This window comes from Chryseobacterium sp. HR92 (assembly GCF_045689405.1).
GTDB classification, from domain to species: Bacteria; Bacteroidota; Bacteroidia; order Flavobacteriales; family Weeksellaceae; genus Chryseobacterium; species Chryseobacterium viscerum_A.
Map to the genome: position 1 here is coordinate 2731341 of NZ_CP139139.1, position 18604 is coordinate 2749944.

The following is an 18604-nucleotide window of genomic DNA, read 5'->3' on the forward strand; positions in this document are numbered from 1 at the left end:
AATATAAAGTCAACTATATAGTTGACTTTATATTTATTTTTACTGAATTAAAAATCTTAATAAAAAAGGGCTATTTGAAGTTTCTCCTGTATTCACCAGGTGTCACTCCCTTGTATTTCTTAAAAAGTTTGGAAAGATGGCTTTCATCACTAAACTGGAGTTCATAAGCAATTTCACTCAATCGGATGCTGCTGTATTTTAGATACGTTTCTACCAATTTTAATCTATAGTCCAGCAGATAATCCTGATAGGAAACTCCTGTTTGCTGTTTAAAATACTCTCCGAAATAATTTCCGGAAATTCCGAAATGCTCAGCAATAGTCTGAATTCCGGTTTTTTCACGATCCTTGATATGTTGTTGAATATAAGTGATGATCTTCATTATTGAAAAGGCTTTGCGATTTTCCTGAAGGTCAGAAGTTTCACTCTGAATGATATTTCGGGCAATCAGATTAAGAAGGATTGACATACAGTTTCGGATAATAAGATAGTCTTCCGCTTTGTTTTTAAATTCACGGGTGATCTGAAGAATAAGAGTTTCAGCAAAATGTTCATCATTTTTATTGCGGAAAACACATCCAGCTCTGGCGTGGTAATTATTGCTGATATACTGCAATTTGTACAAATTTTCACAACTTTCAATTCGGTCTGCTTCCAAACGGATTTTATCGATGAACTCAATTGGACACTGAATACTGATAAGCTGAGCGGCTTCACTTTGAAAGCGGTATACTTCCTGCTGCGGAATAATGAAAAGCTTACCCTGCGAGAAATCAATACTACGATCATCATACACAAGCGTACCTTTGCCTTTGGCGATATAAATGAATGAGAGAAAAGTCTTTGTTTTAAACACGGTTTCTCCCTCTTTCAATGTTATTTCTCTTACATCAATTCCTTCAAGATGCAGTCCTTTCATTACACACTGGTTTTTCCTCCAAAAGTACAATTTTAACAGAACATAAAGCGGGTAATTTTGCATAAAAAAATATGAATACACATCCGAAACGGTGGCAGGCACTCAATTTTCTGATCACAGGTGCTTTTCTCTCGCCTCTGGATTATTTTATTGTAAATATGGCTTTGCCGTCTATCAAAAAAGCATTCAGTGCCAGCGATCATCAGCTTCAGATGGTTATTGCTATTTATGGGCTTACTTATGCAGCGCTTGTTGTTTGTGGCGGACGGCTGGGTGATATTTACGGCCGTAAAAAAGTGTTTATATCAGGGTTATATACTTTCCTGTTTTCATCCCTCGCCTGTGCATTTTCTCCTGATGTTACATGGCTGATCATTTTCAGACTGTTTCAAGGGGTCGGAGCATCACTGCTGGCTCCTCAGGTACTGGCTTCTATAAAGGATCTTTTCAGTAATCAGGAGCAGCCTAAAGCAGTAAGTCTTTTCAGCTCGGTATTTGGTCTTGCTTCTGTGGTTGGACAATTGCTTGGCGGAGTTCTTTTAAGCATGCATTGGGGAAGTTTTTCATGGGAAATGGTATTTCTTGTGAATGTACCGATTACGATTATCTGTATTCTGGGTGTACATTTTACCATGAACAATGGTAATAAGAAAGAAGAGACAGGTATTGACTTTACAGGAGCTTTATTATTAATTCTGGCTTTGCTTATGCTTATCTGTCCTCTTATTTTTGGACAAAAATTTGAATGGGCATGGTGGATTTTTGGAATTCTATTTACCGGAATCTTCTTATCAATCATGTTTCTAAAATACGAGATAAAGCAGCTGAAAAAAAATCGTCCGGTACTTGTAGATCCGGCACTGCTGCAGCATAAACCTTTTGCATTAAGCCTTCTGATCATTTTCTTTTACAATTTTACCGCAGGTTTATTCATTTGCTATCCTTATTATTTGCAGCAGTTTCTTCATAAGAATTCAATGGAGACAGGATTGGCCATTATTCCATATGGGCTTGCTTTTTTCCTGGGACCTTTGATTACCAGCCGGATAAAACTGAGCGCTGCTAAAGTGATCTACGTAGGATTGGGATTGTTGATGACAGGTTTTGTGATAAGTGCAGCTGCTTTTTATTTTCAGCAAAAACCATCTTTAATCACTCATATCTCTTTGTTTATAGCCGGATTCGGGCATGGCACCATTATGCCGGTTATGATGCGGACAGCCATTTCTCTGGTTTCGAAAGATAAAGCGGGACAGGCTTCCGGTCTGGTAAGCATTGGCATTCAGATTGGCAGTGTGACCGGAGGAGCTGTTATTGGAACATTATTTTTTAATCTGATAAAAGTTCTGGGATTCTCAGATGCATTCTCAGCGTCTGTAGGAATAATAGGTATTTTTCAGGTAGTTGGACTATGGGCAGGAAACAGATTAAGAAAATTCATTGATGAAAAACAGGTTTAAATCAATAAATACTATACATTTAAAATATGAACAATACAGAAAAGATCATTTGGGAAATTGAAGAATTTCACAGGAATATTGAAAAATGGTTTCAAGGCAAAACAGAAAATCAGGAAAATCTTTATAAGGAATTATTATCCGGATTCTCTCCTGATTTCAAGATGATTAATGGAAACGGAGATATTGTTACTCTACCTATGCTTGGAGACTGGCTACCAACTGTGTTTGGAAAGTTTCCTGAACGCACTATTCGGGTTGAGAATATAGAAACAAATCATTCTGAGCATCATGGATTGGCCACTTATATTGAAACTCAGGTTACAGGAGATGTCACAACCAAAAGAAAATCATCAGCTATCTTTCTGCTGAATAAAGAAAAAGCACTTTGGCTTCATCTCATAGAAAACTGGATATAAATATCCATAATTTTATAACAGCCCTGTTTATCCTTGGATATTCAGGGCTGTATAGTTTGCTTATTCAGACCACGGCGAATGTAAAATACAGTCGCAGAAGTTTTTTCTTTGGAAATTCGGAATCATGAAGGCGCAAACATCAGCTTTAATATTTCCAAAAGTAGTTTCTGTTTTATGCTCAAAACCACCGAAAAAAGTGGGAATAATTTTCTTTTTAAAATTATTTCTCGGAAAAGCTTTGATAATTTCCTCCCGATTTCCGGTACTCAAGTTTTCATATCCTTCTCCCATCACATCCAGCCCAACTCCAGAATACATTAAGGCGACTTCATTCTCTTTGTGTTCTGCAATTCCAATAGTAGTGTGAAGCGCGATGGTATCCCAAACGAGCTGAAGCTTATCCTGGGCAATACCATGACCTTTCAAAAAGTCTCTTGCTGCATTGGCTCCGTCTACCTCAAATCTCAGATCAGGACTGCTGTAATGAGAAACAAGTCCCAGATCATGAAACACGGATGCAACATACAACAGCTCTGAATCATGCGCCTTGTTTTCCCGCTTTGCATTTAATGAGGAAAACAGGAAAACTCGCAGGGAGTGATTGTAAATAAATTCTGTTCCGTGTTCCAATAGAAGATCCGTTGCTTCTGTGGCAATTTTACTGTCCGGGATGATGATTCCCGCAACTTCTTTCATACGATTTACTGACATCTCTTTACATAATTTTATCCAAAGGTATCGTGATTACAGATGCCTGAGAATAGCAATAAATGCCGATGACATGTCAAAATTTCGGTAAAGATTAAACTCCGATATGAATGAAATTACTGCGATAGTTTGCAGGAGATATTGCTGTATTTTTCTTAAAAAAGTGGCTGAACTGTTCTGAGGTACCGAAATTAAGCAGATAAGCAATTTCTTTTACAGAATGAGAACTGAACTGAAGAAGTCTTTTGGCCTCTGCAATAATCTGTCCGTTGATGATTTCTTTTGCGCTTTTATTAGCACATCGTTTACACAGTTCGCTCAATCTCCGTGGGGTAATATTCAGCAGCTCTGAATAGTCATTTACCGCATGCAGAATATGATACTTACTGCTCAACAGCTCCATAAATTTGCGGTAAATGATATAATCCTGGCTGTCAAAAGTTTCTTCTTTTACAATTTTTACGTTAGCCAGCTTGATCATGATAATCTTTAAATAGGCAGCCAGCACATCCATTTGATTGGTATAAGATTCAACGTTGTATTCCGTTAGTAAATTTTTAAATAAGTTTAAAAATTCATTTATTTCCGTCTGATCCGGCATTAATTTTTGATTTGCAGCCGCGTTATTAAACAAGACCGCCTTGCAATTACTGGCACTGGAAGGCACTCTTTCCCAAAAACAGTCTCCGAAAGAAATATGATAACCACTAACAGAAGACACTTTTTCAAACCTGCAGATCTGGCCTTTAGCCAATAAAAAAATTTCATGAGCTGCTATATCAAAAGAATGTTCGTCTATCGTAAGTACTCCTTTACCAATTTCAATTATTACAATATGATGATAATTGAGTCTTACCCATTCTTCTGAATATGGAACATCATCCTCCAGCCTTTTTATGGAAAAAGAATTATGAATAGTAGTTTCGGTTACAATTCCTGAGACCGGTTTCATGAAAATAAATTTTTAATAAAGATAAAGAGTATTTTGAATTGCAAGATTAATCAACGATCATAAGCTAAAACATATCAAAAAACTCTTAACCGATGACAAAATTCCCAGCAAAAGAGATTCATTATGATTTTCTGAATACTTTCATCTGCCCGGCCATAACCGCCAGTAAAATCCCAAAACAGGCAAAAAGACCGTATGAATATCTGAGATCAAAACTTTCAGCAATATACCCGATAAGAGGCGGCCCCATCAGAAATCCTAAAAACGAAATGCTGGAAACAAATGATAATGCAATACTGGGAGCTACCGTACTTACCTTTCCAACTGTACTATAAACGGACGGCACACTCAGCGAACTACCAAGGCCAATAATCATAAAAGCAATGATACAGATCCACAGTTCCGGGAAGAAAACACTTAGAAAAAGGCCTCCGCTCATCAGAATACCACAACACTGCAGAACGATCTTTTTTCCATATTTCTCAATGATCCTGTTCCCGATAAAACGACCTAAAGTCATCATTAAAATAAAACTTGTATATCCCAGTATAACAAGATTTTCCGGGGCTTTAACTATAGTTTGAAAATAAACCCCGCTCCAGTCGAACATAGCACCTTCAATCGCCATACTCAGAAATCCTATAATTCCCAAGCCAACCAGTGTAGGATTCACAGCCTTGAATATTGAACGGGTTTGCGGCTCTGCCTTATGGATAATATTGGTCAGATTTCTTTTACTGTAGAACCAAAGTATTCCTACCAGAATAAAAATAACAACAAAATGGTAAAAGGTTCCTACATGAAGGTTGATCATTAATAAACCAACAACAGCCCCTGTAAGCCCCGCAAAACACCAGGCTCCATGGTAAGAAGAAAGAAGGGTTCTTTTCGTTATAGATTCTATTTCAATGGCCTGGGTATTGATTGCTATATTACACATGTTCCCGGAAACTCCAAAGAAGAACAGAACAACACCCAACGTCCAGTAAGAAGGTGATAAACCAATTAACAAAAGAAAAAAAGGATACAGCAAAAAGCATCTTTTAATAATGCCGCTGCTTCCATAGATACTGATCAGTTTTCCGGCTAAAACCATTGTTGAAAGCTGCCCTATCGGCATGAGAAGTAAAAGTGTTCCCAATTGTGCTTCATTGATGGAAAGCGCGGTTTTAATGATAGGAATTCGGCTCGCCCAGGAAGAAAAGACAAGTCCATGGGCAAAGAAAAGTAAAAAACAGGCTGTTGGCATTTTTGCATTAAAAGATTCTCTCTCGTTCATTATAACAGGATGATAAAAATTCCTTCTGCAAATTTAGATAGACACACCCATTAAAATCTAGTTCATTTTTGTCATTTTTATGTTCCATTTTAACCAATAACAGAAATGCACTAGATTATTATGGTAGAAAATCACTTTGTTTTTTGAACACGGATATTCATTTTTCATTAATTTCGATGTATAAAAATGAATCATGAAAGAAAAATGGATTCCCTATCCGACAGTTTTGAAAGGAGAAACAGTGGAATTAATTCCTCTTGAAAAACTGCATTTTGAAGAATTATATGCTGCTGCTTCAGATAAAGAACTTTGGGAAATGATTCCTACAGACTGTTCAGAGGAAACAATGTTTTATAAAACGTATGAATTTGCTTTGTCAGAAAGAGAAACCGGGAATCAATACCCGTTTATAATACGCTATAAAGAAACCGGAAAACTGATTGGTTCCACCCGTTTTTTTGAAATATATCCGGCAGACAGAAAACTGGAAATCGGATGGACATGGATCACCAAAGAATTCTGGGGAACAGCCATCAACCTTGAATGCAAATTACTACTACTCACCTTCTGCTTCGATGTGCTGAAAACAAACAGGGTACAATTGAAAACCAAAGATGATAACTTCAGATCAAGAAAAGCCATCGAAAAAATCGGTGGTGTATTTGAAGGTATTTTACGCAAAGACAAAATTCTCAGCGATGGCAGTACAAGAAATGCAGCTTATTACAGTATTTTGGATGATGAATGGGCAACTGCAAAAAACAAAATTGAAGTTTTGATAAAAGAAAAACAAAATCCTGACTAAAAACATTCAAAGTCAGTATAAAAATAAAAACACCCGACATTTGAACCGGGTATTTTTTATCTAATTGAAAGATTGCCTGTAACTCAGAGGAGTTTTATCCGTTTTCTTTTTAAACAGCTTATTGAATGACTGCGGATGCTCAAATCCTAGTGCATATGCTACTTCAGATACAGAAAAACCTGTAGTGGTAAGATATTCTTTTGCCTTTTCAATCAGTTTTTCATGAATATGCTGCTGGGCATTTAATCCTGTAAGGTTGCGAAGCATATCACTCAGATAATGCGGTGACAGATTGAGTGTAGAGGCCAGAAACTCTACTGTAGGAAGCCCTTTATTCAATGTTTCCTGCTGATTGAAATAGTTTTCCAGTACAACATCCATTTTTGTCAACAGATCACTATTTACAGCCTTTCTTGTGATAAACTGTCTTTTATAGAAACGGTTGCTGTAATTGAGAAGAACATCAATATAAGAAACAATAACGTCCTGGCTCACTTCATCAATAGCTGTATTTAATTCATTTCCAATATTATCAAGTAGTCCAGTTATCATTGTTTTTTCCTGATCAGATAAATGAAGCGCCTCATTTGTATCGTAAGAAAAGAAACCAAAGTTTTTGATATTCTTTGCTAAAGGATAGCTTCTTATAAAATCCGGGTGTACCAATAACGTATAACCGCAGTATTCCGCATTCTCATCAGTGGAAAGAACCTGTCCAGGTGCCGTGAACATCATTCCTCCCTCATTAAAATCATAATATCCCTGTCCATAACCCATTTTTCCAACAGTAGAATATTTATACGAAATTTTATAAAAATTCAGGATAAAGCTTCTCTTGAGCATATCTTTTTTAATGCTCATCTTTGTATTATCCACAAGACTTACCAACGGATGAAGCGGCTTAGGGAGCTGCAACATGTCGTGCAGTTCCGATATGGATGAAATTTTCAGAGGAATGTTATCTTTCTTTTCCATGATATAAAATTATAAATTATTTGGTTGAAAAGACAGTATAAATGTGATTTACTTTATACTGTCTTCCAAAAACCTGATTAAATAAACTGTTTGCCAAACTGCTCTCTGAATGCTTCATCACCTAATTCAAGACGCTGTGCATAGATCGCCTTAGCATCTTCTCCGGCTACATATCTCAGCTGCTTTTTACCGTCTGTAGCAGCCTCATACACTACTGCTGCAATCTGCTCAGGGGTAGAAGCAGCTTCCATCATTCCTTCCATTTTAGAAAACAGAGAGTTCGTCATATCTTCATAAGCAGGGCTGGATGCTGAGTCCAGAGAGCGGCTTACAAAATCGGTCTTGATTCCTCCCGGAGAGACCGTTTTAATATCAACTCCTAAAGTATTAAGCTCAAAAGCTAAACTTTCGCTCCATCCTTCAAGCGCCCACTTGGTAGCATGATAAGTAGAGCCCAATGGGAATGCAACAAGTCCTCCTATAGACGTTGTAGAAATAAACATTCCTTTTTTCTGTTCTCTGAAGTAAGGAATAAATGCCTGTGTAACACGTATAACCCCTAGTAAATTCGTGTCCAGCTGTTTTACGATCTGCTCATCAGAAAGCGCTTCCAAAGGTCCTATTAAACCATATCCTGCGTTATTGTATACCACATCGATTGCTCCAAGTTCAAGAGCCTGTTTTACTGTAGACTTAATCTGCTCCGGATTGGTAACATCCAATGGAAGTACAGTTACGTTCTCCAAACCTGCAAGATCAGCAGCAGCTTCAGGGGTTCTCATGGTAGCGATTACTCTCCATCCATTGTTTTGAAATAATTGGGCAGTTGCTTTTCCTAATCCTGTAGAAGCACCTGTTATAAAAATTGTTTTCATTTTTCTTTGTTTAAAATTACAGGACAAAGTTCAGCATTAGAAGAAACACAGGAGTTGCCAAAATGGGGTAAGCTGTAGCCAAAACGGATTCTTAAATACATTTGTTTTTTGTAAGTTTGTCTCCATCTATTTTTATGGCAGAATATATTCTTGACAACATCAATATCAGTACACTTTCCGTATATGACCTGCTGAAACATACCTCAGACAGTGCATTTATCGGAATCAGGGATTTTCGCGAAATCTACCCTGCTGCTATTGAAAACAATACAGGAATATTTACAAAGCAATCTTCATTACAGGATTTTCCAATGGTCAGCATCAGCAAGGTTGGCAGTTCATTACTCTGCTCCTGCACGTGTGATAACCAGAAAGACCAACTTTGTTCCCATCAGGCAGAAATTATCCATTGTATTATTGAGGATAAAAATTACCGCATTTTTTTTGATGATATTCTCCGTAAAAAAGCCCTTCTCCCCAAAGCCAAAGGATATGGACTGGAAAATGAACCGGATCTGGATCAATATTTTCAGCTTGAATATAGAGAGGATAAAATTGAAATCCTTCCTAAGATCAAGGAAATGCTTCCTGTAGATGAGGTGATGCTTCAAAGAGATCTTCTTCCTCAGCTTCCTTCCAGACTGGATGAACTGACTGTGCTGGAAACAGGAAAAAAACAAATATTGGTTATCGGTAAGCACCGTTATTATAACCACATGACCTTCTCCCTAATGGAAGCTGAAATAACACAGGCAGGCAAGATCAAAAATCCTGTGACTTCTGTAGATGCCATGCAGTTAATTTGGAAAGCAGAGAAACCCGCAGACATTAAATTTTATACAGCCATTACCTCTTTCCAGAATAATTACAATGAAGATTACAACCCTTCGGAACTGGAAGCTTTAAAACTCATCGTACAGAATCCTCTTCAGCTGGAAGTCTATTATCACGACCGGGAAATTGCAGAAACGGTTTCCGCAAAGTCACTTTCTCACGTTGAATTAAATACTTTAGATGCCGAGGTTCAATTATCTGTATTTAAGAAAGATCCATTTTATGAAATAACCGGAGAATTACTGTTTAATGACATTTCCATTCCTTTCAAAAATATTGTTCTCAGAAATGAGTATTTTGTATATAACCGAAACATTTTCAGCTTTGTAGATGATCCGGACATGCTCAGAATCATCCGGTTCTTCAAGGCCAATAATGAAATTCTACTGGTTCATTCTTCAAAATATGAAGTGTTTATGCAAAACATCCTCTCTGCTATAGAAGAACGTATTCATATAAATTACAGCTACATACAGCCTGCAACAAAAGTACAGCTTAAAGATAAGAATTTTCAGACTGAAAAAGTAATTTATCTCCGCCAACAGGAAAATTATATAGGAATCACACCGGTAATGAAATACGGAGACGTAGAAGTTCCTGTGTATTCCCGGAAACAGCTTTTTGATACGGACCAGAATGGAAATCCCTTTAAAATAGAGAGAAATGAATCGGCAGAAGCCCGCTTTACTTCTTTGATCATGCAACAGCACCCTGATTTTGAAGAGCAGATGGACGGCTATCAGTATTTTTATCTTCACAGGGATAAATTCTTGGATAACAACTGGTTTCTTGATGCATTTGAGATCTGGAGGAATGAAGGGATAACGATATTAGGCTTTAACGAGTTAAAAAACAACAAATTAAATTCCCACCGGGCAAAAATCAACATTCAGATTACCAGTGGCCTGGATTGGTTTAATGCTAAATTAAAAGTGGGTTTTGGTCCTAAAGAAGCCTCTTTAAAACAGCTTCACCGGGCGATCCGTAATAAAAGTAAATTCGTTCAGCTGGACGATGGCAGCCTGGGGATTCTCCCTGAAGAATGGGTGAAAAAGATTGCGGCTTACTTTCATGCAGGAGAAATTGACGAAGAGCTCTTAAAGATTCCGAAAATTAATTTTACGGAAGTTACCTCATTATTTGAAAAGGAAATCCTGAGCCAGGAAGTTCAGGAGGAACTCACCACGTATTCCACCAAGTTCTCCAAAGTAAAAAATATTCCCAACGTCAATATCCCGGCTGAACTTAACGCTGAACTCAGAGATTATCAGCATGAAGGGCTGAACTGGCTTAATTTTCTTGACGGATTCAACTTCGGAGGGTGTCTCGCAGATGATATGGGACTTGGGAAAACCATTCAGATTATTGCTTTCATTCTTTCTCAGAGGGAAAAACGGGGACACACCACGAATCTTATTGTAGTTCCTACTTCCCTGCTTTTCAACTGGCAGGACGAGATCAGCAAGTTTGCGCCTTCTATAAAAGTCCTGCTGCATTATGGAGCAGACCGGCCAAAGACAACGACTCATATGCCTGATTATGAAGTAGTCCTCACTACTTATGGAATGCTTCTTTCGGACATTAAGTTTTTGAAAAATTTTAATTTCAATTATATTTTTCTGGATGAATCACAGGTGATTAAAAACCCAAACTCGGAAAGATATAAAGCGGCTCGGCTGCTTCAATCGAGAAACAGGATTGTACTGACCGGTACTCCTGTTGAAAACAGCACTTTTGATCTTTACAGCCAGCTTTCTTTTGCTTGTCCGGGACTTTTGGGAAGCAAGCAGTATTTTAAAGATATTTATGCTATTCCTATTGATAAATTCGAGTACAGTAAACGTGCCACTGAGCTTCAGCAAAAGATAAAGCCATTTATCCTCAGAAGAACCAAGAAACAGGTGGCTAAAGAGCTTCCTGAAAAAACAGAAACAGTTATCTACTGTGAAATGAATGCAGAACAGCGCAAAATCTATGACGCTTATGAAAAAGAGCTTCGCGAGTTTATTGCGGCCAATGATGACGATGACCTGAACAAAAACAGCATGCATGTTCTTACAGGACTTACCAGGCTCAGACAGATCTGTAATTCTCCTGTCTTGATGAAAGAGGGATATTCCGGTGAAAATGCCGTTAAAATCGAGATTTTGATGGAACAGATCCTTGGGAAATCAAAAGATCATAAAATTCTGGTCTTCTCACAATTTGTCGGAATGCTGGATCTGATAAAGACAGAACTGGAACGCTGCAATATCCAGTTCGAATATTTAACGGGACAAACTAAAGACAGAGGAGAAAAAGTATCGAATTTCCAGAAAAATGATGATATCCGGGTGTTTCTTATCAGCTTAAAAGCTGGTGGTGTTGGTCTCAACCTAACGCAGGCTGATTATATTTACCTTGTAGACCCATGGTGGAATCCTGCTGCGGAGAACCAAGCTATTGACCGAAGCTACCGTATAGGACAGACCAAAAATGTAATTGCCGTCCGGATGATCTGCTCAAATACCGTAGAAGAGAAAATTCTCACCCTTCAGAAAAAGAAAAAACAGCTGGCTCAGAATCTGCTCACCACTGATGGAAAAAAACTTCAGGGATTCTCTAAACAGGATCTTATGGATTTACTGGAGTCCGGTTCATAATATTTAAATATTTTTAAAAATAAAAACCGACAGGTAAAGGACCTGTCGATTAAAAAACAAAAATTGATATGGATATGATTTAGATATGATGTGTCTATTTCTTAATAATCTTTTCTGTGACTGTTTTATGATTCTTTGTCAGGATTTTAATAAGATATGTTCCGGGGATAAAATTGTCCATAGAAACTGTCATCGAACTTCCCTCCAACATCTTCTGCCCTGACATATTGTAAATTTCATATTTCTCCAGCCCTTCTTTCATTCTGATATTCACCGAATTTGTTGTAGGGTTTGGATATATTTTAGCATTGGCAGAAGTATCTTTAGAAACATCCACAGTGGAAAGGCTTTCCGGTTGAATATTAAGCGTATAATCTTCTGCCTGCCCTATAAACCATCCTGAAGGACAAGGAAGATTCTCCAAAGTTCCCATCCATGAACTGGATTCATATGCTTTTACCAATCTGAAACGGGTTTCTCCCAGCTGTGCTCCTGCCGGAATTGTAATAGTACCAGATGTAATTCCTGATTCTGTTGTAGTAACCGGATTGGAATTATCCAGATAACCCAGGTTAAACTTCTCATCAGCATCAAATTGATTATTATGGTTGAAATCAATGTAAGCATACACTGATACAGTATTCTGTCCATGAGTACCTCCTGTTACCGTTATAGGATAACTATTTCCGCGGTTTACAGTAAAGACAGTCGCCGTAAAATTTTCAAGAACGTCTGAATTACCATCAATGGCACTGTTTCTTACAGTTCCTGCAAATTCCACCTTACTTATTTCGCTTACCGTAAGGCTGGTCACATTTTCAGTACCACAGTAAGGAGCCGGGAAATTAGCTGTATTTCCGACAATATTGACAGTGTAATCTTCAGCCTGCCCTGCTCTTAAGCTGGCGTCACAAGCTGAGCTTATAGAATTAGCAGCTGCTGGATTTGAGTAGGCCTGGACATTTGTATTTTTGAGAACCCTCATTTTTGTACTTCCACTGGCAGCATTCGCAGGAACTGTTATAATATTATTGATCGTAAATGCATTGGCCGGATTGGCTGCTTCAAGTCTCCCAATGTAGAAGCTTTCTCCAGCATCATCAAAATTACCATTCTGATTAAAGTCTATAAAAACAACTACATCACTCGGAAATGTACTGGAAGGACCTGTTACAGATATATTATAATTACTTCCGGGTTGCAAATCTGTAGACATTGATGTAAAATTCTCATAAATTTGCGCATTTCCGGACTGAACCGGCGATGAATTATTAATGCTTCCGAAGGTAACATTACTGATCATATTGCTGTCAGCTCCATACTGGAACGCAGGCATGCAATATTGCAGTTGTGCATTTGCCAGTGAACAAAGTACAATACCAGAAAGAGTAGTTATTTTTTTCATTTTTTGATTAAATTTCTTGAGACAAATTTATATTTATTTAGAATGAATAAAAATAACAATGTAATGATATTTGTCAGTTTAGTAAAAATAGGTGGTTTGCATTCAATTAATGAATGTTAAATAATTTAATTTACTTATGGATAATCAATCTGTTACCCATAAAAAAGATCTTCCTTAAATTATTTTTCAAGAAAGATCTTTTTGCTTTAAAGAGTGAAATCTAATCGGTTAACTTACATTTTCGATGAGAACAGCAGACGCTCCGCCTCCTCCATTACAGATGGCAGCTATCCCCAATCTTCCTTTTTCCTGACGAAGTACACTAACTAATGTTGTGATAATTCTTGCTCCTGAAGCACCAATAGGGTGTCCCAAAGCAACCGCACCACCATATACATTTACTTTATTCAGATCATAACCCAAAATCTGCTGGTTGGATAAGATAACTGAGGAATATGCTTCATTAATCTCGAAATAATCAATATCGGATAAACTGAGACCTGTTTGTTCCAGCACCTTTTGAATGGCAATAGACGGAGAAGTGGTAAACCATTCCGGGGACTGAGCCGCGTCTGCATATGCTATGATTTTGGCTAAGGGTTCAAGATTATGCTGCTGTAGAGCCTGTGAAGATCCTAATAGTATTGCTGCAGCTCCATCATTCAGATTACTGGAATTAGCGGCTGTGAGTGTACCATCTGCTTCAAATGCCGGTTTCAAAAGAGAAATCTTCTCCGGAATAAGTTTATCAATATCTTCGTCTTTATCTACAATTATAGGTCCTTTCTTTCCGTTAGTTGATATCTGGATCAATTCATTGCTGAACTTACCGTTTTTCGCTGCTTCCTGAGCACGATGGTAGGAAAACAAAGCGTATTCATCAAGCTGCTGTCGTGTTAATCCATATTTCTTCACACCCAACTCTGCTGCACTTCCCATATGGAAATCATTGTATACATCCCACAGACCATCTTTGATCACACCATCCGTAAGACTGGTATCTCCTAATTTTGTTCCCTGACGAAGTTTAACATAATGTGGAACATTGCTCATACTTTCCATACCCCCGGTCATCACAATATGTTCCAGGCCAAGCTGAATCTGCTGAGCACCAATCATTGCCGACTTCATTCCGGAAGCACAGACTTTGTTTACCGTTGTTGCATCTTTATCTACGGGAATTCCAGCAAAAATAGCTGCCTGTCTTGCAGGAGACTGGCCCAGTCCGGCACTGAGCACATTTCCCATATACACACTGTCTATATGCTCCGGAGCCAATCCGATGTTTTCATAGGCATTTTTAATTACAGCTGCTCCAAGCTGAGGAGCTGTAAGCCCGGACAAGCTTCCCATAAAACCACCTACCGGAGATCGCTTTGCAGCTAATATAAATACTTCTTTCATTTGAATTAATTTTAAATACCAATCGGTATATTTATAATTAAAAAAATTCCCTTTACTTTCACAAGAGACTAATACAAAGATAATCAAAATATACCGATTGGTATATTAAATATTTTAAAAAAGTCTTACTGTAATAAGTAAGACTTTAACTTTTTATGTTCTACTCAGCTGATCCAGTTTTTTAAGCAGTGTGGGCATTCTGTAAGTGCCATGCATTTGTTCTACTTTTAATTGAACTTCATCTACATCCATTCCTTTGGCCGTCACAAAAAGTGGTGTTTTACTTTCTCCGCGAAACACATTTCTCCTTTGGGAATCCGGAGTTGTAAATTCATTTTTTGCAATCCCAATAATAGGACATTTTTCTTCCAATGCTTCATAAAGGTGCCCACCTAAACCTATTTTCCCATCATTGTCAAGAGTAACATATCCGTCAACAATGATAATATCTTCTGGTTTTAATACAATTTTCGTCAGCAAACTTAAAATGCAGGGTAATTCTCTTTTGTAAAACGCCCCGCTTTCATATCCTGAGCTTACAGCAGTCTGTTCTACAAAAACTTCCACTTCTTTTTCAGACGTCCAATCCTCAAATGCAATACATACAGTATTGGCATAATCCTCATAATAATAGGTATCAAATGCGTAAATCATATTCTATTCTCTTAAAAAAACTCGCCAAAATGCCACAAGATCCCTGAAGGATCATGCACAAAACACTCTTTTCCCCACTCCATCGTTCTTACAGGAGTAAGTTTTACATTCTCATAAACATCTGTAAGCTTTAAAGATAAAAGCTCCTTCCAGAATTCATCTGTATTGGCCACTTCCATAAAGATCATGGTATTATCAACCCAATCTTTTGTATAATAATCCTGAAGGTAAAAGCCTATTTCTTCCCGCTTAAACAGCAATAGTTTGGGCTCCAGAACAACTTCTTCAAACCCGAGATCTCTGTAAAAATTTCTACTGATCTCAAAATTCTGTGCTCCGATAAAAGGTCTGATGGATTTTAGCTTCGGTGTCATACTGTTTTATTTTTCCAATGTTCATAGGTCATTTCAAACTTGATCTCTCCTTTTCCATGGGTTCCCATTTCTTTCCATCCGGATTTTCTGTAGAAATTCTCAGCCCGTGTTCCGGGTGAAGTACCAAGCCATAGATTGTCTTTCTTTTGTTCAAAGTACCAGTCGAGCATGATGTCATGAAGTTTTTTGCCGATTCTCTGGTTTTCAAAATCAGTATGTACGAACAAAGCCCAGACATTGTTTTCTTTCAGGTCAGCAATGGAAAAGCCTACAATCTTACCTTCTGCCTCACATACCCATCCTTTTCCTCTATGAAAAAGAAATTCCTCGCAGTCTTTATTTGTAACCAAACCTGGATCTGACAGTGTGTTTTCTTTCACGGAGTTTCTCACAATCTGTATTTGCGGAATATCTTCCGGTCTTGCTTCTCGGATAATGATGTTCATGGTAATTTGTTGATAAACGCAAAGGCGTAAATATTTTTTACTCATAATCCTTGTCAAGTTTTAAAACCTTGACAAAGATTCCTATTTGGTGTAACTTAAAATCTTACGATTATTTTCTGTCAACCACAATTCTTTCTTCTCTGTTGGCAATATCCCAGGCTGTTGTAAAAATAAGCTGGGTTCTTTTTTCTAACAGTTGGTAATCAATCTTTTCAGGATCATCTGTTGGTTTATGATAATCTTCATGAATACCATCAAAGAAGAATGCTACAGGAATATCATGTTTGGCGAAATTATAGTGATCTGAACGGTAATATAATTGTTCAGGATCATTCAAATCATCATATTTGTAATTAAGTTCCAGGTTATTGGTTCTCTTGTTGGCTGCTTCGTTAATTACTTTAAGCTGAGAACTTAACATTTCAGAACCTATGACATACACATATTGTTTTCCTCTGTTGGCAGGATCATCACGCCCAATCATATCAATATTAAGGTCAACAACGGTATTGGCTAATGGGAAAACAGGATTTTCGGAATAGTATTCTGAACCAAATAATCCATGCTCTTCTCCCGTAACGTGTAGAAAAAGGATCGATCTTTTAGGCCCTTTTCCTGCTTTTTTAGCCTGCTGGAATGCCTTAGCAATTTCCATTACAGCTACAGTTCCGCTTCCGTCATCATCTGCTCCATTGTATACTACTCCATTTTTTGTACCTACATGATCATAATGTGCGGAAACCACAACAATCTCATCCGGTTTTTCGCTTCCTTCGATAAAAGCTAAAATATTTTCAGAATCAGGAAGGTTGCCTCCACCTCTTTGTCTCATAAATTCAGATGGAACTTTCTGATAGTATGAGCCTAATGCTTTAGGCCCGGAAATACCAAGATTTTTATAGTAGTTAATCATATACTCTCCCGCCTTCTTCTGTCCTTTACTTCCTGTATCACGTCCCTCCATATCATCTGCTGCTATAACATACAGATTTTTCTTTAAATCCTCAGCGTTAATCACCTTGTATGCATTGTTAAATGCCTTACTGTGTTTTCTAGAAACAGGATGTGAAGAATTCCCATCAGGTATTTTTGCCGTTCCACAACTGGTCACTACAGCCATGCCCAATAACGGGATAAGTATTTTTTTCATAAAGAATAAATTTCTTAAAAATAACAATTTTTATTGAATTCCCACATGAGATATCAAAATCACAAAATCATATGTTATTCATTATAAAATTAACAATACTTCAATTTTAAACTTAAAATAATATTGAATTTTTATTATATTTGATTAAAATACAAAATAGGTGGATAAAATTTACGGATTTACTCATTATTCCTTTTTTACGGAAATGTCCGAACTGGCAACCAGACACGGAAGCTTTGATCTTTCTCTGGGCCTTCCCGATTTTGATATTGATGAACGACTTAAATTTTTTTTAAAAGAAGCTGCCGAAAAAGAGACTTATCACTATGAACCTCTTGCCGGGAATCCCCTTCTGATTGAAAGTATCATCCGTTTCAATGCCAAAAGGGCTAATAAAATCTGCATCACAAATAAAGAAGTCACCATTGTTCCCTGTGCAACCTTTGCTTTATATACTTCCCTCAAATCAATTCTTAATCAGAATGATGAAGTAATTATTATCCAGCCGTCTTACTATACTTACGGACCTGCTGTTGTCATGAATGGTGGAATCCCTGTTTATTATGATCTTGGCAGTGATTTTATGATCAACTGGGATTTGTTTAAAAACTGCATTACTGAAAAAACCAAAGCTGTTATTGTAAACTCTCCCCAGAATCCAACCGGAAAAGTATGGAGAAAGGAAGAATGGGATCAGTTATATGAACTGATTAAGGGCCGTAATATTTATTTGATTTCTGAAGAGATATATGATACCTACTGTTATGACGAAGCTGAACATTACAGTTCTTTTATGCATCCAGAGCTTAGGGAAAAGACGTTTTGTATTTTTTCTTTTGGTAAAATGTTTCATACTTCCGGGTGGAAAGTCAGTTACATGCTTTCTTCTGAAGCTTTAACTGTAAAATTTCAATGTCATCAGCAGTATATTTCTTACAGTGCCAATGCTCCGGCGCAATATGCTATCGCAAAGTATCTGGATGTATTTGACCCGGCAATCAATAAAGGAATAATGCAGAATAAAAGAGATATTTTTAATCAGCTGATCCAGGAAACTCCCCTCCAAGTAGAGCAACAGGCGGAAGGAAGTGTTTTTCAGATCGTTAACTTCAGGAATATTTCTGCAACAATGACGGATGTGGAGTTTTCAAAATGGCTTACGATTGAGAAAAAAGTATCTTGTCTTCCACTTTCGGCTTTTTACAATTCAAGACAAAATTCAGATTATGTAAGGTTTAGCTTTGCTAAAAAGGATGAACTGATTATCCAGGCTTTAGAACATTTAAAAAGGAATCTTTGATTTTTT

Annotated in this window: 17 protein-coding genes; 5 read left to right on the plus strand and 12 right to left on the minus strand. The window is 37.4% G+C overall.

The genetic code is table 11. From position 1 onward, the window contains the following. Positions 1-70 precede the first annotated feature (70 nt). Positions 71-919, minus strand: a complete 849-nt coding sequence (locus tag SFA27_RS12365) for a helix-turn-helix domain-containing protein (protein ID WP_407292327.1) — start codon at positions 917-919, stop codon at positions 71-73. A 71-nt stretch (positions 920-990) separates the two neighbouring features. Here SFA27_RS12365 and SFA27_RS12370 point away from each other — a divergent pair, with 71 nt between their 5' ends. Together SFA27_RS12370 and SFA27_RS12375 are read left to right on the plus strand one after the other, a co-directional pair. Next, positions 991-2379, plus strand: coding sequence for an MFS transporter (locus tag SFA27_RS12370; RefSeq protein WP_407292329.1), 1389 nt, complete (start codon positions 991-993; stop codon positions 2377-2379). A 26-nt stretch (positions 2380-2405) separates the two neighbouring features. Further along, the gene (locus SFA27_RS12375) at positions 2406-2795 is read left to right on the plus strand and encodes a hypothetical protein (protein WP_407292332.1); all 390 of its coding nucleotides are present in this window, start codon (positions 2406-2408) and stop codon (positions 2793-2795) included. Positions 2796-2855: 60 nt separating this feature from the next. Here the strand turns inward: SFA27_RS12375 and SFA27_RS12380 are convergent, their stop codons facing one another. The 3 genes from SFA27_RS12380 to SFA27_RS12390 all read right to left on the minus strand — a co-directional run bounded on the left by SFA27_RS12380 (position 2856) and on the right by SFA27_RS12390 (position 5734). Next, entirely contained in the window at positions 2856-3506 is a 651-nt protein-coding gene (locus SFA27_RS12380) for an HD domain-containing protein (RefSeq protein ID WP_047375199.1), read from the minus strand. A gap of 91 nt (positions 3507-3597) precedes the next feature. Next, positions 3598-4455, minus strand: a complete 858-nt coding sequence (locus SFA27_RS12385; protein ID WP_407292336.1) for an AraC family transcriptional regulator — start codon at positions 4453-4455, stop codon at positions 3598-3600. Between the two features lie 121 nt (positions 4456-4576). Beyond that, a complete protein-coding gene (locus tag SFA27_RS12390; protein WP_407292340.1) occupies positions 4577-5734 on the minus strand; it encodes an MFS transporter in 1158 nt (385 codons plus the stop codon). Between the two features lie 193 nt (positions 5735-5927). Here SFA27_RS12390 and SFA27_RS12395 point away from each other — a divergent pair, with 193 nt between their 5' ends. After that, positions 5928-6539 carry a GNAT family N-acetyltransferase gene (locus tag SFA27_RS12395; RefSeq protein WP_407292342.1) on the plus strand — a complete coding sequence of 204 codons (612 nt, stop codon included), beginning with the start codon at positions 5928-5930 and terminating at the stop codon, positions 6537-6539. A 60-nt stretch (positions 6540-6599) separates the two neighbouring features. Here the strand turns inward: SFA27_RS12395 and SFA27_RS12400 are convergent, their stop codons facing one another. Together SFA27_RS12400 and SFA27_RS12405 are read right to left on the minus strand one after the other, a co-directional pair. Next, positions 6600-7514 (minus strand): AraC family transcriptional regulator, encoded by a 915-nt coding sequence (locus SFA27_RS12400; protein WP_047375206.1) that lies wholly within the window; start codon positions 7512-7514, stop codon positions 6600-6602. A gap of 77 nt (positions 7515-7591) precedes the next feature. Beyond that, positions 7592-8389, minus strand: coding sequence for an SDR family oxidoreductase (locus tag SFA27_RS12405; RefSeq protein WP_407292344.1), 798 nt, complete (start codon positions 8387-8389; stop codon positions 7592-7594). Between the two features lie 134 nt (positions 8390-8523). On the opposite strand from SFA27_RS12405, the gene SFA27_RS12410 reads away from it, so the two are divergent. Next, positions 8524-11865, plus strand: a complete 3342-nt coding sequence (locus SFA27_RS12410) for a DEAD/DEAH box helicase (RefSeq protein WP_407292347.1) — start codon at positions 8524-8526, stop codon at positions 11863-11865. 94 nt (positions 11866-11959) lie between these two features. Here the strand turns inward: SFA27_RS12410 and SFA27_RS12415 are convergent, their stop codons facing one another. From SFA27_RS12415 to SFA27_RS12440, 6 genes are all read right to left on the minus strand, one after another. Further along, positions 11960-13270, minus strand: a complete 1311-nt coding sequence (locus SFA27_RS12415; protein ID WP_407292349.1) for a T9SS type A sorting domain-containing protein — start codon at positions 13268-13270, stop codon at positions 11960-11962. Between the two features lie 228 nt (positions 13271-13498). Then, complete coding sequence (locus tag SFA27_RS12420) at positions 13499-14674, minus strand: acetyl-CoA C-acyltransferase (protein WP_407292351.1); 1176 nt, start codon at positions 14672-14674, stop codon at positions 13499-13501. A gap of 153 nt (positions 14675-14827) precedes the next feature. After that, the gene (locus SFA27_RS12425; protein WP_047375216.1) at positions 14828-15328 is read right to left on the minus strand and encodes an endonuclease V; all 501 of its coding nucleotides are present in this window, start codon (positions 15326-15328) and stop codon (positions 14828-14830) included. 11 nt (positions 15329-15339) lie between these two features. Next, complete coding sequence (locus SFA27_RS12430) at positions 15340-15702, minus strand: VOC family protein (RefSeq protein WP_407292356.1); 363 nt, start codon at positions 15700-15702, stop codon at positions 15340-15342. Beyond that, the gene (locus SFA27_RS12435) at positions 15699-16148 is read right to left on the minus strand and encodes a GNAT family N-acetyltransferase (protein WP_407292359.1); all 450 of its coding nucleotides are present in this window, start codon (positions 16146-16148) and stop codon (positions 15699-15701) included. Before SFA27_RS12435 ends, SFA27_RS12430 begins: the two co-directional genes overlap by 4 nt. A 109-nt stretch (positions 16149-16257) precedes the next feature. Then, a complete protein-coding gene (locus SFA27_RS12440) occupies positions 16258-17298 on the minus strand; it encodes a M28 family metallopeptidase (protein WP_407292361.1) in 1041 nt (346 codons plus the stop codon). A 160-nt stretch (positions 17299-17458) separates the two neighbouring features. On the opposite strand from SFA27_RS12440, the gene SFA27_RS12445 reads away from it, so the two are divergent. Beyond that, on the plus strand, positions 17459-18598 hold the full coding sequence (locus SFA27_RS12445; RefSeq protein ID WP_407292364.1) for an aminotransferase class I/II-fold pyridoxal phosphate-dependent enzyme: 1140 nt from the start codon (positions 17459-17461) through the stop codon (positions 18596-18598). Positions 18599-18604 lie beyond the last annotated feature (6 nt).